The sequence below is a fragment of the Spirillospora sp. NPDC047418 genome (assembly GCF_040643275.1).
Classification (GTDB): Bacteria; Actinomycetota; Actinomycetes; order Streptosporangiales; family Streptosporangiaceae; genus Spirillospora.
Genome location: NZ_JBEYTW010000027.1, coordinates 56,310 through 69,752, shown reverse-complemented (window position 1 = coordinate 69,752; position 13,443 = coordinate 56,310). Strand labels below are relative to the sequence as shown.

General features: G+C 68.6%; 18 protein-coding genes. 10 read left to right on the top strand and 8 right to left on the bottom strand.

Going from position 1 to position 13,443, the window contains the following annotated elements; genetic code table 11:
• Positions 1-61: 61 nt before the first annotated feature.
• The 4 genes from ABZ806_RS19065 to ABZ806_RS19050 are packed head-to-tail and all read left to right on the top strand — an operon-like array spanning position 62 to position 3,850.
• Positions 62-883: a carbohydrate ABC transporter permease gene (locus ABZ806_RS19065; protein ID WP_500218658.1), complete on the top strand. Its 822-nt coding sequence runs from the start codon at positions 62-64 to the stop codon at positions 881-883.
• A complete protein-coding gene (locus ABZ806_RS19060) occupies positions 880-2,304 on the top strand; it encodes a GH1 family beta-glucosidase (protein ID WP_500218631.1) in 1,425 nt (474 codons plus the stop codon). The genes ABZ806_RS19065 and ABZ806_RS19060 overlap by 4 nt, the downstream gene beginning before the upstream one ends.
• A 38-nt stretch (positions 2,305-2,342) precedes the next feature.
• On the top strand, positions 2,343-3,353 hold the full coding sequence (locus ABZ806_RS19055; RefSeq protein WP_500218630.1) for a LacI family DNA-binding transcriptional regulator: 1,011 nt from the start codon (positions 2,343-2,345) through the stop codon (positions 3,351-3,353).
• Positions 3,354-3,367: 14 nt separating this feature from the next.
• Positions 3,368-3,850 (top strand): nucleoside deaminase, encoded by a 483-nt coding sequence (locus ABZ806_RS19050; protein WP_500218629.1) that lies wholly within the window; start codon positions 3,368-3,370, stop codon positions 3,848-3,850.
• A 13-nt stretch (positions 3,851-3,863) separates the two neighbouring features.
• Here ABZ806_RS19050 and ABZ806_RS19045 read toward each other — a convergent pair whose 3' ends face one another.
• Positions 3,864-4,187, bottom strand: a complete 324-nt coding sequence (locus ABZ806_RS19045; protein WP_500218628.1) for a hypothetical protein — start codon at positions 4,185-4,187, stop codon at positions 3,864-3,866.
• A gap of 74 nt (positions 4,188-4,261) precedes the next feature.
• Positions 4,262-4,654 carry an SSI family serine proteinase inhibitor gene (locus tag ABZ806_RS19040; protein WP_500218627.1) on the bottom strand — a complete coding sequence of 131 codons (393 nt, stop codon included), beginning with the start codon at positions 4,652-4,654 and terminating at the stop codon, positions 4,262-4,264.
• 277 nt (positions 4,655-4,931) lie between these two features.
• Between ABZ806_RS19040 and ABZ806_RS19035 the strand changes: the two genes are divergently transcribed.
• Positions 4,932-5,396: a nuclear transport factor 2 family protein gene (locus tag ABZ806_RS19035; RefSeq protein ID WP_500218626.1), complete on the top strand. Its 465-nt coding sequence runs from the start codon at positions 4,932-4,934 to the stop codon at positions 5,394-5,396.
• Between the two features lie 34 nt (positions 5,397-5,430).
• On the opposite strand, the gene ABZ806_RS19030 is transcribed toward ABZ806_RS19035, so the two are convergent.
• The 3 genes from ABZ806_RS19030 to ABZ806_RS19020 all read right to left on the bottom strand — a co-directional run bounded on the left by ABZ806_RS19030 (position 5,431) and on the right by ABZ806_RS19020 (position 7,349).
• On the bottom strand, positions 5,431-5,886 hold the full coding sequence (locus ABZ806_RS19030) for a DUF6069 family protein (RefSeq protein WP_500218625.1): 456 nt from the start codon (positions 5,884-5,886) through the stop codon (positions 5,431-5,433).
• A 130-nt stretch (positions 5,887-6,016) separates the two neighbouring features.
• Positions 6,017-7,015: an RNA polymerase subunit sigma-70 gene (locus tag ABZ806_RS19025; RefSeq protein ID WP_500218624.1), complete on the bottom strand. Its 999-nt coding sequence runs from the start codon at positions 7,013-7,015 to the stop codon at positions 6,017-6,019.
• Between the two features lie 121 nt (positions 7,016-7,136).
• On the bottom strand, positions 7,137-7,349 hold the full coding sequence (locus ABZ806_RS19020) for a hypothetical protein (RefSeq protein WP_500218623.1): 213 nt from the start codon (positions 7,347-7,349) through the stop codon (positions 7,137-7,139).
• A gap of 297 nt (positions 7,350-7,646) precedes the next feature.
• Between ABZ806_RS19020 and ABZ806_RS19015 the strand changes: the two genes are divergently transcribed.
• From ABZ806_RS19015 to ABZ806_RS18995, 5 genes are all read left to right on the top strand, one after another.
• A complete protein-coding gene (locus ABZ806_RS19015; protein ID WP_500218622.1) occupies positions 7,647-9,482 on the top strand; it encodes a hypothetical protein in 1,836 nt (611 codons plus the stop codon).
• Positions 9,483-9,484: 2 nt separating this feature from the next.
• Entirely contained in the window at positions 9,485-9,940 is a 456-nt protein-coding gene (locus ABZ806_RS19010; RefSeq protein WP_500218621.1) for a hypothetical protein, read from the top strand.
• Positions 9,930-10,478, top strand: a complete 549-nt coding sequence (locus ABZ806_RS19005; protein ID WP_500218620.1) for a hypothetical protein — start codon at positions 9,930-9,932, stop codon at positions 10,476-10,478. The genes ABZ806_RS19010 and ABZ806_RS19005 overlap by 11 nt, the downstream gene beginning before the upstream one ends.
• Positions 10,479-10,761: 283 nt before the next feature.
• Positions 10,762-11,637, top strand: a complete 876-nt coding sequence (locus tag ABZ806_RS19000) for a helix-turn-helix domain-containing protein (protein WP_500218619.1) — start codon at positions 10,762-10,764, stop codon at positions 11,635-11,637.
• Between the two features lie 2 nt (positions 11,638-11,639).
• Positions 11,640-11,834, top strand: coding sequence for a DUF397 domain-containing protein (locus ABZ806_RS18995; protein WP_500218618.1), 195 nt, complete (start codon positions 11,640-11,642; stop codon positions 11,832-11,834).
• Between the two features lie 211 nt (positions 11,835-12,045).
• Here the strand turns inward: ABZ806_RS18995 and ABZ806_RS18990 are convergent, their stop codons facing one another.
• The 3 genes from ABZ806_RS18990 to ABZ806_RS18980 all read right to left on the bottom strand — a co-directional run bounded on the left by ABZ806_RS18990 (position 12,046) and on the right by ABZ806_RS18980 (position 13,412).
• The gene (locus ABZ806_RS18990) at positions 12,046-12,447 is read right to left on the bottom strand and encodes a transposase (protein WP_500218657.1); all 402 of its coding nucleotides are present in this window, start codon (positions 12,445-12,447) and stop codon (positions 12,046-12,048) included.
• A 66-nt stretch (positions 12,448-12,513) separates the two neighbouring features.
• Entirely contained in the window at positions 12,514-12,690 is a 177-nt protein-coding gene (locus ABZ806_RS18985; RefSeq protein ID WP_500218617.1) for a hypothetical protein, read from the bottom strand.
• Complete coding sequence (locus tag ABZ806_RS18980) at positions 12,687-13,412, bottom strand: SDR family NAD(P)-dependent oxidoreductase (RefSeq protein WP_500218616.1); 726 nt, start codon at positions 13,410-13,412, stop codon at positions 12,687-12,689. Before ABZ806_RS18980 ends, ABZ806_RS18985 begins: the two co-directional genes overlap by 4 nt.
• Positions 13,413-13,443 lie beyond the last annotated feature (31 nt).

The window sequence follows — 13,443 nt, the reverse complement described above, 5'->3', positions numbered from 1 at the left end:
AGGCCCCGGCGGGCGGCCCGACGCCAAGCACGCCGCAGCGCGGCCCGGCCGGTTCCGCGGCATGTGGAACGCGAGCCCGCTGACCTACCTCACGCTGATCGTCGCGCTGGCGCTGTCGATCTTCCCGATCTACTGGATGATCATCGTCGCGACCCGCACCAACAGCGTGGTCTCCGACGTCCCGCCGCCGCTGCTGCCCGGCGCGCACGGCGCCGACAACGTGGGCCGGCTGTTCGACAACCCCGAGGCCTACTTCGCCAAGGGCCTGCTGAACTCGGCGATCGCGTCCCTCGCGGTGACGATCTCCACGGTGTTCTTCGCCTCGCTGGCCGGCTTCGCGTTCGCCAAGCTGCGCTTCCGCGGCAAGAACGCGCTGATGCTCACGATCATCGCGACGATGATGATCCCGGTGCAGATGGGCATCATCCCGCTGTACATGATCATGGTGAAGCTCGGCTGGACGGGCCAGCTGCAGGCGGTCATCGTCCCGTTCCTGGTCACCGGGTTCGGCGTGTTCATGATGCGGCAGTACGCCGACCAGGCCGTCCCGGACGAGCTGATCGAGGCGGCCCGCGTCGACGGCTGCACCACCTTCGGCATCTACTGGCGCGTCGTCCTGCCCGCGTTGCGCCCGGCGGCGGGCGTCCTCGGCCTGTTCACGTTCATGCAGACCTGGAACGAGTTCATGTGGCCGCTCGCGGTGCTGCAGCCCGACAACCCGACGGTGCAGCTGTCCATCAACAACCTGGCGAACGCGTACTTCAAGGACTACACGCTCATGTTCGCCGGCACGAGCGTGGCCATCCTGCCGCTCCTCATCGTGTTCATCATTTTCGGCCGCCAGATCATCGGCGGAATCATGGAAGGTGCAGTGAAGGCGTGACCTCCCTACAGGACGACACCAGCGCGGCTCCCGCCGCACCTTTCCCGACCGGGTTCCGCTGGGGGGCCGCCACCGCCGCCTACCAGATCGAGGGAGCCGCCGGAGAGGGCGGGCGCGGGCCGTCCATCTGGGACACCTTCTGCGCCACCCCGGGCAAGGTCCTCAACGGCGAGAACGGCGACGTCGCCGTCGACCACTACCACCGGTTCCGCGACGACGTCGCGCTCATGTCGGACCTCGGCCTGACCGCGTACCGGTTCTCGATCTCCTGGCCCCGGGTGCAGCCGAACGGTGCCGGGACCTTCAACACCGAGGGCCTGGACTTCTACCGGCGGCTGGTCGACACGCTGCTGGAGGCCGGCATCGAGCCGTGGCCGACCCTCTACCACTGGGACCTCCCGCAGCCGCTGGAGGACAAGGGCGGCTGGCCGGAGCGCGAGACCGCGCACCGGTTCGCCGAGTACGCGGCGCACGTGCACGCCGCGCTCGGCGACCGCGTCCACCACTGGACGACGGTGAACGAGCCGTGGTGCGCGGCGTTCCTCGGCTACGCGTCGGGCGAGCACGCGCCCGGACGGCGTGACGCCGCCGCGTCGCTGCTCGCCGCGCACCACCTGCTGCTCGGCCACGGCCTCGCGGTCGAGGCGATGCGGGCGCGCCACCCCGACAACCGGTTCGGCGCCGCCGTCAACCTGTACGCGGTGTCCCCGGCGTCGGACGACGCCGCCGACCTGGACGCGGCGCGCCGCATCGACGGGCTGCAGAACCGGCTGTTCCTCGACCCGCTGCTGCGCGGCCGCTACCCCGACGACGTCCTCGCCGACACCTCCCGCTACGGGTTCACCCCGCCGGACGCCGACCTGGCCGTCATCAACCAGCGGATCGACCACCTGGGCGTCAACTACTACTCGCGGCACACGGTCGCCGGCACGCCCGGCGAGGCGGCGCAGACCGCGTCGTCGCCGTTCTCGACGCACTCCCCGTGGGTGGGCAGCGACCATGTCCGGTTCGTCCCGGCCGGCCGTCCCGTCACCGGGATGGGCTGGGAGATCGACGAGCGCGGCCTGTACGAGGTCCTGACCAGGCTGGACGGGGAGTACCCCTCCGTCCCGCTGTACATCACCGAGAACGGCGCGGGCTACGACGAGACACTTGACGCGAATGGCACGGTCCAAGACGCGGAGCGCATCGCCTATCTCGACGCGCACCTGCGCGCCTGCCACGACGCCATTTCGGCCGGAGTACCGCTGCACGGTTACTTCACCTGGTCGCTGCTGGATAATTTCGAATGGGCTTGGGGCTATTCGAAGCGTTTCGGGCTGGTGCACGTCGACTACGCCACGCAGCGCCGGGTGCCGAAGGACAGCGCGCGCTGGTACGCCGGAGTGATCCGGCAGGGCGGGCTGCCCGAACGGGCCTGACCCGGGGACGGTTGACGGTACGGAGAAGAGGGGGCCGGATGACGGGCAGGAGCACGCGCCCGACATTGGAGGAAGTCGCGGCACGCGCAGGAGTGGGCCGCGGCACGGTGTCGCGCGTGGTCAACGGCTCGCCGCGGGTCAGCCCGCAGGCCCGCGAAGCGGTGCTGCGGGCGATCGAGGAGCTCGGGTACGTGCCGAACCGCGCGGCCCGCACGCTCGTCACCCGCCGCACCGACACCGTCGCGCTCGTCGTCGCCGAGTCGGACCAGCGGCTGTTCGGCGAGCCGTACTTCGCGGGGATCATCCGCGGGATCAGCAACGGGCTGGGCGACACCGGGCTGCAGCTGCTGCTCGCGCTCGCCCGCTCCCCCGCCGAGTACGGCCGGCTGGAGGAGTACCTCACCACCCAGCACGTGGACGGGGTGCTCCTCACCTCGCTGCACGCCGAGGATCCGCTGCCCGCCAAGCTGGAGGCCAACGGCGTGCCGACCGTCCTCGGCGGCTGCCCGCCCGGCCTGACCCCGGTCAGCTACGTCGACGTCGACAACCGCAGCGGCGCCCGCGAGGCCGTCGGCCACCTGATCTCCGGGGGACGGCGGCACATCGCGGCGATCGCGGGCCCCCAGGACATGGGGGTGGGCATCGACCGGCTGGCCGGCTACCGGGAGGCGCTCGCCGACGCGGGGCTGCCCGAGTACGTCGAGTACGGCGACTTCGGCGAGGCCAGCGGCATCTCCGCGGCGGAGAAGCTGCTGGCCGCGCAGCCGCGGCTGGACGCGGTGTTCGCGGCCAGCGACCCGATGGCGTTCGGCGCGCTGCGCATCCTGCACCGGCGGGGGCGGCGCATCCCCGACGACGTCGCGGTGATCGGGTTCGACGACTCCTCCGCCGCGCCGCTCGCCGACCCGCCGCTCAGCACCGTCCACCAGTCGCTGGAGGAGATGGGCGTGGAGATGGCGCGGCTGCTGGTGTCCCGGATCCGCGGCGAGGCGGTCACCGATCCGGTGATCATCCTGCAGCCTCACCTGGTGCTGCGCGCATCGGCGTGATCTACGATCGGCTGATGGGTTACGAACCGTCCGCCGAGGAACTCGTGCATCTGAACCGCTGTGCCGAACTGGCCGCCGAGGGGCTGGAGTCGGCCGACGAGCCGTTCGGATCGGTGCTGGTCGCCGCCTCCGGGAAGGTCCTGTTCGAGGACCGCAACCGGGTGGCGGGCGGCGACCAGACCCGGCACCCCGAGTTCGAGATCGCCCGCTGGGCGGCGGCGAACATGACGCCGGAGGAGCGGGCGGCGGCGACCGTCTACACGTCCGGTGAGCACTGCCCGATGTGCTCGGCCGCGCACGGCTGGGTCGGTCTCGGCCGCATCGTGTACATCATGTCGTCCCTGCAGCTGGTGGCGCTCCGCGCGGAACTGGGCGTCCCGCCGGGCCCGGTCACCGCGATCCCGATCCAGGAGGTCGTGCCGGGCGTCCGGGTGGACGGGCCGGTCGCCGCCCTCGAGGCGACCATGCGCGACCTGCACACCCGCGCCCGCGCCTGAGGGCGGCGACATCTCACCTGCGGGTCAGCGCCTCCAGCCGTTCGACGGCCGCGCGCCAGTCGGACGGCAGCCAGCACCGCGTCGCCCGGTGCCCGTCGTAGGCGAGGGTGTAGGTGAAGTGGTCGGCGACCCGGCACCCCGCCTCGGACGACTCCGTGGTGACGATGCCGCCGAGCGCGTCCCGCAGGCCGCGCATCTCATCGTCGGCCAGCGCGACCCTTTTACCATTGACGAGGGCCTTTCCCGAATTCCCGACGGTCACCCGCTCCTGGATTCCGGCGAACCCTCCGGTGCGCTCGTAGGTGACCAGTACGTCGGGCCCGGTGAAAGCGAGCATGGACGCCTCCTTTTGATGCGGGCCGCCGGACAGCACCCCGCTTCCCCATTCCGGCGGCCCGCGGCCTGTGGGGGTTATCCGCCGAAAAGGATCCCGCCGGTCTCGCGCACGGCGACGCAGCGGTTGGGGTACCTGCGCTCGAAACGCCGGGGCCGGTCGTGCCAGGTGCCGCGCGCGATCACCCGGACCGGCGCGTACTGCAGCGTGCACACCCCGCCCCGCGCGGGAATGCGCTCGACCTTGCCGTCGGCGAGTCTCAGCTGGTCACAGGCTCGGGACGCGCCGATGAGCGTCCCGCCGTCCGGGTCGCAGTGCAGGCTCCGCTCGATCTTCGGCCCGACATCGTGCACGACCGTGAGCATGTAGGAGCCGACCGGTCCGGCCGCCTGCGCGGGCGCGGCCGATGCGCCGACCGCCATTCCCGCCAGCACGGCCGCCCACCGGAAACGGGCACGCGACATGTGCATGTCTTCCTCCCTGGATTCGCCCGCCGCGATCTGCGGCACCGGGCCGGCCGGGACATCGCATTGTGGTGGACGTCCCGCCGCATCCAGACATTAGGTGCCGCAAACTCCCACAAACAAGGGCAGATCAAGTCCCAACCTGGCCACCGGTCAATACTTAAATCAAGTCTGCCCAACCGTGCAATGCCACTTGCCGCAAATTGACCCGGATATGTGATATCCCGTCCCGCTCACCGGGAGCACGTTCCCAACCGCCGGCGCGAACGGCCGAACATGGACCATGCCGTGCGCTCACCAGGCCATCGCCAACCTGATCTACCGCTACGCCGAGTGCGTGGACAACGCCGACTTCGCGGGCATCCGCGCCCTGTTCGCCGACGCCGCCTTCACCGGCAGCGGCGGCACCCTCCACGGCGGCGATGCGATCGCCCGCATGTTCGAGAAGACGGTGATCGTCCATGAGGACGGCACCCTGCGCACCAAGCACGTGACCACGAACGTCGCCATCGAGGTAGACGAGAACGCCGGCACCGCGACCTCAAAGGCGTACTACACGATCCTGCAGGCCGCCCCGGGCCTCCCCCTCCAGCCCATCGCCTGCGGCACCTACCACGACACGTTCGAGATCCACGAGGACCGCTGGCGCTTCACCGAACGCCGCATAGCCATGGACCTGGCAGGCGACGTGACCCACCACCTGGCCCACCCCGAGTACCTGCCCGCCAACGTCCGCCCGACCCCGTAAGTCGGCAACGCGCCCGTCCTGGGCGTCGACGGCGTCACTCGCTCCGGGTGCGGAGGCTCCGCGCCAGGGTGGGGATCATCACCGCCGCAGGGACGAGGTGCAGCGCGAGAAGGGTGGTGACGGCGGCAGTGCCCGCGCCGGAGAGCAGAGGCGGGACCAGCGAGATCGCGGTCAGCGGCACCGCCGTCCACACGAACCGCGCTGCGGGACGAGCGCTCCAGCGGAGAAGAGCGGCGGCGATGACGATGCCGACGACCGAGAAGAAGCCGGTCACCACGGCGAACCCGCCCAACGGGATCGTCTCGCCGCCATCGGGGATCTCGAAGTCGACACCGGCGGCCCGGGCGAGCGCGGCGGCGAGGGTGGTGGCCGTCACCGCCGCGAGCGCGGCGACCAAGCCGCTGCCCACAAGCCCGCGGAGCCGACGGGCGCGGCTGGTCCGGGCCGGTGCCGCACCTGCGGCGACTCCGGTGTCATTCACGCTGTTCATGTCATCGCCCATCGTTCGGTATTCGGCGTGGGTGTCGGCCGGCATGTGGCGGCTCTGGTCTTGGGCATGGTGATCCGCACCCTCGCCGTGCACCGGCGAGGGTCGCGCAGTGCGAGTGTCCGCGCCAGGGCTACTCAGTGCCGTCCGCCGACAGGCGCTCAGGCAGCTCGAGCCGGGGGAACTGGTCGGCGTGGAAGGTGACGATCTCGGTGATCGCGCCGCCGGTGATGCGCAGGACGTCGATGGTCAGCGGCAGGTACGCGCCTTCCCCCTCCTGCCACAGGTAGAAGGCGAGGGCGGGCTGCCGGTTCACGGACGTCTGGACGGCGCGCAGGCCCGTCATGCCCTCGAAGCCGTCCTGGACCCAGTCGTTCACCACCGCGTCGCGGCCGACCTGCAGGCCCGGCGTGGGCGGCATCGAGCAGCGAACGTCGTCGCGCAGCAGTGCGGCGAGCCGGTCGATGTCCGTCGCCACGCTGGCGTCGGTGAAGCGGCGCACCAACTCGCGCGTGCCGGCGTCGTCCTCACCACCGGTCCAGTCCTGCCGCTCGGCGGGCAGGTGCTCCCGCATACCGGCGCGGGCCCGCTGCAGCGCGCTGTTCACGGAGTTGACCGAGTCCCCGAGAAGCTCTGCGACGTCCTTGGCCGGCCAGCCGACCACGTCCCGAAGGATCAGCGCAGCGCGCGGACGCGGCGCGAGGTGCTGCACCGCGACCAGGTACGCCAACTCGATCGTCTCCCGCGCGACGGCGACGGCCTCCGGCTCGTCCGCATCGCTCACGGGCAGTTCGTCGAGCAGCCGGTCCGGGTAGGGCTGCAGCCACAGCACCTCGCCGCCGGTCGCGGGCTCCGGGCGGCGCTTGGCGAGCAGGTCCAGGCAGGCGTTGGTCGCGATCCGGTACAGCCAGGCCCGGAGCGTCGACCGCCCCTGGAAGGTCTCCCGCCGCCGCCAGGCACGCAGGAACGTCTCCTGCACGGTGTCCTCGGCGTCCTCGAACGACCCGAGCATCCGGTAGCAGTGCACGTGCAGCTCCCGCCGATGCCGCTCCGCCAGCCCCGAGAACGCCGACTCGCCGACCTCACCCAGACCGCTCACACCCAGCTCCTCCAGCAGCGCGTCCGCACCCATCACGTCATCCTTCCGCCTCGTCATGTCCCGTCGTATGTATGACGGCTGCGCACGCGACAACTCATCACCGCGGTCTGGTCGGAGTAGCTGAGCATCCTCGTCCGGGTGCGCTACCGCTTGGTCATGGTCGACGGTGCCGAGCGCTGAGTGCGGGAATCGCCTCGATCTTTTCCGGTGTGAGGTCTTGCCAGATGACGCCCCCCGGCCGGCGCCGATCAGGGCACTCGATGACCTCGTCCGGCGTGACGATCAGGGCGACATCGATGAGGCCTTCGCGGCTCTTCGACGCCATCACAACCTTCACCAGCCCCAGGGGCCGGGAAACATCGTCCACTACCGGACGAATGACCCATCGTCGTATCGCTTGAATGCGCGCCCACCCGAACGCCATACCGTTCCGGTTCTCCCCCCTTCGGTTGGACGAAGCAGCGGATCGCCCGGCATATGGGCCAGTGATCTGTCACCGGACGGGGTCCGGCCGACTGTCGGCACGTGCAAAGTTCGGACGTGCGCGATTACATAGGGGTCCGGTGTACCCATTGACGTCAGCCCCGCGCGCCAACAGGCACGCCCGGCAAGCCGTCCGTCCGATGCCCTGACGGTTCGCCTCACCTGTGGAAGGAATCCGAGCGTGGGCCTGGACCACCCCAGCGGACCCTGCAAGGGGCCCGAGGTCGGCGACGAGCCCGCCACGCCGGGCAGCGGCGACACCCCACCGCCCAGAGCCACCGGATCGTCCAGCGAAACGCCCCGCGCCGACAGCCTCCGCGCGGCCGGCTGGAAACTCGACGGCCACGAGGAGACCGGCACCCAGCAGCGCGGCGACCGCGACCAGCGGACCGGCGAGACATCCTCCGCCGTCCCGGCCGGCGACCAGCAGAGCGGCCCCGGCGAAACCGGCCCGGCGGGCAAGAAGGAGCCGGAGACCGGCAAGCCCGGAACCGAAACCGGTTCCCACGCCGGTGAGCGCGACAGCGAAGACGGCCGCCCCACAACCGGAACCTCCGAAACGGCAGGTACGGGCGAACGCGACCAGGACCCCCGCGCAACCGACACCCGCCAACTCCCACCGCAGACCGACACCGGCACGGCCGACACGTTCACGAGCCGGGACAACGGCGAGCAGCCCAAGGACCCCGCCGGCCGGACGGAACCCACCGCGGACCGACCGAAGCCCACCGCCGACAAAGCCGAACCCCTACAGCAGACCGACACGCCACCGGCCACCGGCCCCGCCCCCACCGGCCCGCCCATGACCCGCGCCGAGAGCCTCCGCGCAGCGGGCTGGCAGAGCCCCGAACTCCCCGACCACCGGGCACCCCAAACCGGAACCGCCGACACCGCTCCCCAGACAGAACAGTCACGGGAGCAGGACGGCCAGGGACTCCCCCGGCAAGATACCCAGCCGCCGCAAAGCGACAGCCGTCCACCCGAGCAATTACCCGCCGGGGAACAGACCCTCCCGGACGAGACAACCGACCAAGGACGCCCACCGCAACCCGCACGGGCCGACACCACCGACCCGCAGGCAGCGGACGGCCCACCGGGCAACAGCCCGCAGCCCGACCACGAGCCGACAGGCGAGAAGACCGACCAGCCCTCCGGACCGCAGGACGGCCTGCCGGAGGGCGCAACGGACGAAACACAGGCCGGAGAGCGCGGCACCGAGCGACTCGGCGACTCCGCGCAGACCCCACCAATCCCGGACGGGCAATCCTCAGCCGACGGCCAGACGTCCCAACCCGAGTCAACCGAACAGCCCCCGGCCGAGCAGGATGAGCCGCACACCACCGACAACGCACCAGGCCCCCAGGAAACAGCGGACGACGAGCCCAAGCCGCCGGAACCACAGGGCGAACAAGACGTCGAGCATGGTAGGAATGCCGAGAACGACGGCACCGACCAGAACTCGAACGAGAACACACTTCCCTATCTCGGGCCATACAACCCGGACGGACAATTCACCCAGGCACTCGAGGAAGCGCGAGAAGGTAACTTCGATGCTACTCGATCAAGCGATTATCAGGAAACCACCACAGAAAATCCGCGATGGATCACCGAACCGCTCGAAGTCCAGCAATCTTCAACGCAGAGGGACTTTGACCCGACCGGAGCCGAGAGGGAGCCGGGAGTAGCGGCAAAGGCTCCGGACAGGAGAACGGACCGTGAAACGGAACTCGAACCAGGCATAGATAAATTCCGTCGCGCCACATGGGCCCGAGGCAGGGACCTCAAGAACGTCGGAACATTGGCCGATGACGCGACCGAAGGCTTGCTCGGCCCCCGGCCCCCTGCGCCAAGCGGGCACGCCGAAGTCGGCACCGGCCCCGCATATAGCCAGTCCGGTACTTCGGGGGCTACTCCAGATTCGTTCGTTGCTGCGCTATCCGCTGTTATGGTCGCGGCAGAGGCGGCCAGAGGAGCCAAGCAACTGACTTCACGGGTAATAGGTCTGATTAGGAGATGAACATGGGTGTAACCGATAAGCAAGTGGCGGCCCTCACCGCGCAACTCGCCGGCCGAGGCGACGAGCATAAGCGACTATTTGCGGAGCTTGATGCAGAAGAGGTGGGATTCGAATACTCTGCACTGGTTGGCGCCGCCGTAGCCCTGGCCGTCGATCGTCGCTTTGTCGAGAATGGTGAAATCGCGGACCGCAAAGCGGTCATTGACTTCGTCGCCGAGCTACGGTCCAGGACCTTGAAGGCGGCCGAGGCCCTTGACCCCACCGTGGCTGAGCAACTCATCCTGCAAAACCTGGGGAAGGGTGACATCAGCACACTGGACAATAAAACCGTCTTCGGTGCCCAGATCATCGTCCTGGCCGGCCTGATTGCCGACGAACAGTTCAGCGAAGCTGAGTTGACCTCGTTCATGGCAACCGTGCGAGGAGTCGCCGAAACCTGGGTCTCCAATGCCAGTTGAGCCGGGCACCCAGATCAGTGACTCGCACAAGCAAGCGGTACAGGCGCTGATTTTCGGTTCAGAGGGTGAATGGGAGTCGCACTTTTCCACCATCCTGGAGAAGGACAACGGCTCGCAGGGGTACTCGACGTTGCTCGCCTTCTCGGTCGGTACGGCGGTACGCAGGAGGTTCTCGGCCCCTTGGTCTTTCGTGGACGTGATCCGGTACGTCGCGGATCTGCGGATCGCTCTTGACCAGGACGCGAACGAACTCAATCCACGCCTGATCGAAGCGCTAATCCGCTTCCTCCTCGGCGATGACTCAGTGAAAGAAACTCTCACCGCCAGCGAGAACCAGGAGAACCTCGTGCAAGTCGAGACGCTCCTGCTACTGGCCCTCGTCGCCGAGGCAAATCTTGATGAGACCGGCGTGAACGAACTACTTGACGAAGCTGCGACCAGCGCTGAGCGTCAAGCGGAGGAGGATGTGGGTTACGCCGAGGAGCGGCTTGCGGCACGGCAGGTTGAGGCATCCGGTTCGTCCCGCTCCTTCTCGTAGGTCAGGCGGGACGTATCCGACAAGGTACGGGCCAGGGCCCCCTACCAGCACAACCTTCCCTGCACCCTTGCCGGCGCCAACACTTGAGGCATACCGGACGATTCGGACGCACGAATGGTGCACGTCCGGAATTTGATCGTGCCGATCTCCCGGACTCGGCCGCTCTTGGCGCGCGGGTCGAGTGTTTGCCCGAGCGTGACCGTACGATTACTCGATAGCGGCCGGTCGCGCAGAGTTAGCGAGCGGCACGAATCGTGTTCGGCACGACATCGGGAGGACGGTAATGCCGAGCCCCTACGTCCGCCGCCGGCGACTGGCGGCCGAGATACGCAAACTCCGGGAGAACCGCGGGCTCACGTCCGATGATCTGGCCCGTCTCATGTACTACAACCGCGCGAAGATCTCCCGGATGGAGAACGGGCAGAGCCGTCCGGACGTGGGCGAGATCATGAACATGCTCGACCTGCTCGAAATCACCGGCAGCCAGTACGACCAGCTCCTCCAACTCGCCCGCGAGGCCGCGCAGAAGGGGTGGTGGGACAAGTACGGCGTCTCTATGGGCCCCCGACAGAAGCTCGCGGCCGACCTGGAGTACAACTCCTCCACCGTCCGCAGCTACGACCAGACGGCTATGCCCGGCGCCCTTCAGTGCCGTCCCTTCATCGACGCTCTCGTCAGGCTGGAGGAGAGCCAGGGAGCGCTCGCTTACCAACCGGAGCGGATGGCCGAAGCCCGCGAACGCCGACAGCGGGAACTACTCAGGTCGGACGGGCCGACCTACGAGACCATCCTGGACGAGTCGGTGATACACCGGCTGGCGGTGCCCACCGACGTGATGATCGCTCAACTCGGGCACATGATCCAGACGGTCTCGGAGCAAGAGCGGGTCGCGGTTCGCGTGTTGAGGCACAACACACCGATCCCTGGAGGCTTCCTCCCCCAATCGTCGTTCTACCTCTACGACTTCGCCGAGCCGGGCGACCCGACAATGGCAGTAGTCGACACCGTCACCACCGACCCCATCCTTACCCAGCGTCACCAGGTCGTGAGGTATACCGGTATGTACAACCGCCTCAGAAGAGCCGCCCTCTCCCCACGAGCCAGCATCACCTTCCTCGAACGGCTAGCCAACCGGCTGGCAAACCAGACAGGATCGTGAACATGACCAAGCACTACTCCGGTTGGCGCAAATCCGGTCACAGCAACCCGGACGGGCACTGTGTCGAAGTGGGCCGAGCGTCCGACGGCACGATCGGCGTCCGCGACACCAAGCTTCACGGCAACGGCCCCATCCTGGAGTTCGCCAACGAGGAATGGCGGAACCTCCTCGACAGCATCCGCACCGACTCCCTCTGACCCTTCCAAACCCATCACCGGCCTTGAGACGATCCCCCTCGCCCCAAGGCTGGTCGCGTTCTCGTCTGAGGCCGTCCGCACTCACTCATCCAGGCAGGGCTCCGGCCCTTCTCGTGTTATTGATTGTGATGTCCGATTGTGGCGGGGCAGCGGCGGGGGCCTCGCTGGTGGTGGCGGTTGGCGGCGGCGATGTTCGTCCAGCCGCAGAGCTTCAAGATGCCGATGGAGAGGTTGCGCAGAGTGGCCATGACTGCGGGTCCGTGGCCGACGCGGATCTGGGAGGCCTCCTCGCGGTAGGTGACATCACGGACGTGGTGCAGCGCCTCGATCTGCCGGTGGCGGCGGATCCAGGTGGCGATGGCGGTGTGGTGTCGTGTGTCCCGCAGCCCTTTGCCGTCGCCCGGGCCTTTCGGCGCAGTTCGGCCAGTTCCTTCTTCTCGCTGGCGCCCAGTCCGTCCAGATCACGATCTTCGATGGCTGCCTGACGGATCCAGTTGCTCAGGCACGACTGACTGATGCCCAGACTCTTGGCCAGCGCGGAGACCGACTTGTCCCCGGTCCGGGCCAGCTCGACGGCGCGGCGCCGGAACTCCGGCGGGTGAGGTGGTGGCACGAGACACTTTCTTCCCAAGTTGATCAAGGCCAACTCAGATCGGGTGTCCGTGGAACGGGGGGAAGCTCACCACGGACCGGAACACGCGCTGGTCGGCGCCCGCCCGAGGTACGCGACACGTAACTGGTCGAACACGCCAGCCTCGTCCCGGGTCAGACTGGTGATGGTTGCCGCGGACGGGCCATGCGGATGCAGCGGCGGCGACACCTCGGCAGCACCGTGACCGGTCACGGCTTCGGTCACCAGGGGTAGGTGCCGCCGGTTTCGTTGAGGAAGACGCCGGTTTCGGGGGCGGACGTCTGGCGGGCTATGTGGGCTCCGCCCTCTTCTGCGGTGAGGGTGCCTGTGTGGCCGTTGAGGTCGGTGGCGCAGAAGCCCGGGGAGAGCGCGTTGACCCGGATGCCCGAGTCGCGTAGGGCGTTGGCATAGATGAGCGTTATGGCGTTCAGGGCCGCTTTGGACGAGTTGTAGCCGAGCAGGTTCGCGTACTGGGCGAGTTCCTCGCCAGGGTTGCTCAGGAACGCGAAGGTGCCCAGGCCGCTGGTGACGTTGCCGATGTAACCGGACGGCGATCGGCGGAGGAGCGGGAGCATGGCGTTGGTGACGGCGATGACGCCGAAGACGTTGGTCTCGTAGATCTCGCGGACGGCCGTTACCGGCATCTCGCCGGGTGGGCGTGACTGGTCGCGGGTGATGGCGGCGTTGTTGACGAGGACGTCCAGGCGTCCGTAGTCGGCTTCGATCAGCTTGGCCGCGGACGTGATCGTCGCGGGGTCCGTCACGTCCAGGTGGACGAAGCGTGCGTCCAGGGCTCGATTGGTCAGGCCGGCGGTGGCGGTCTCTCCGCGGCCGGGGTCGCGGGCTCCGAGCAGGACGGTGTGGCCGTCCTGGGCGAGCGCGGCGACCGTCGCGAGGCCGATGCCCTTGTTGGCACCGGTGATCAAGACGATCTTCTTGCTGGTCATGGGGACACCCTCGCGGTGGGCGGCGCGAAGC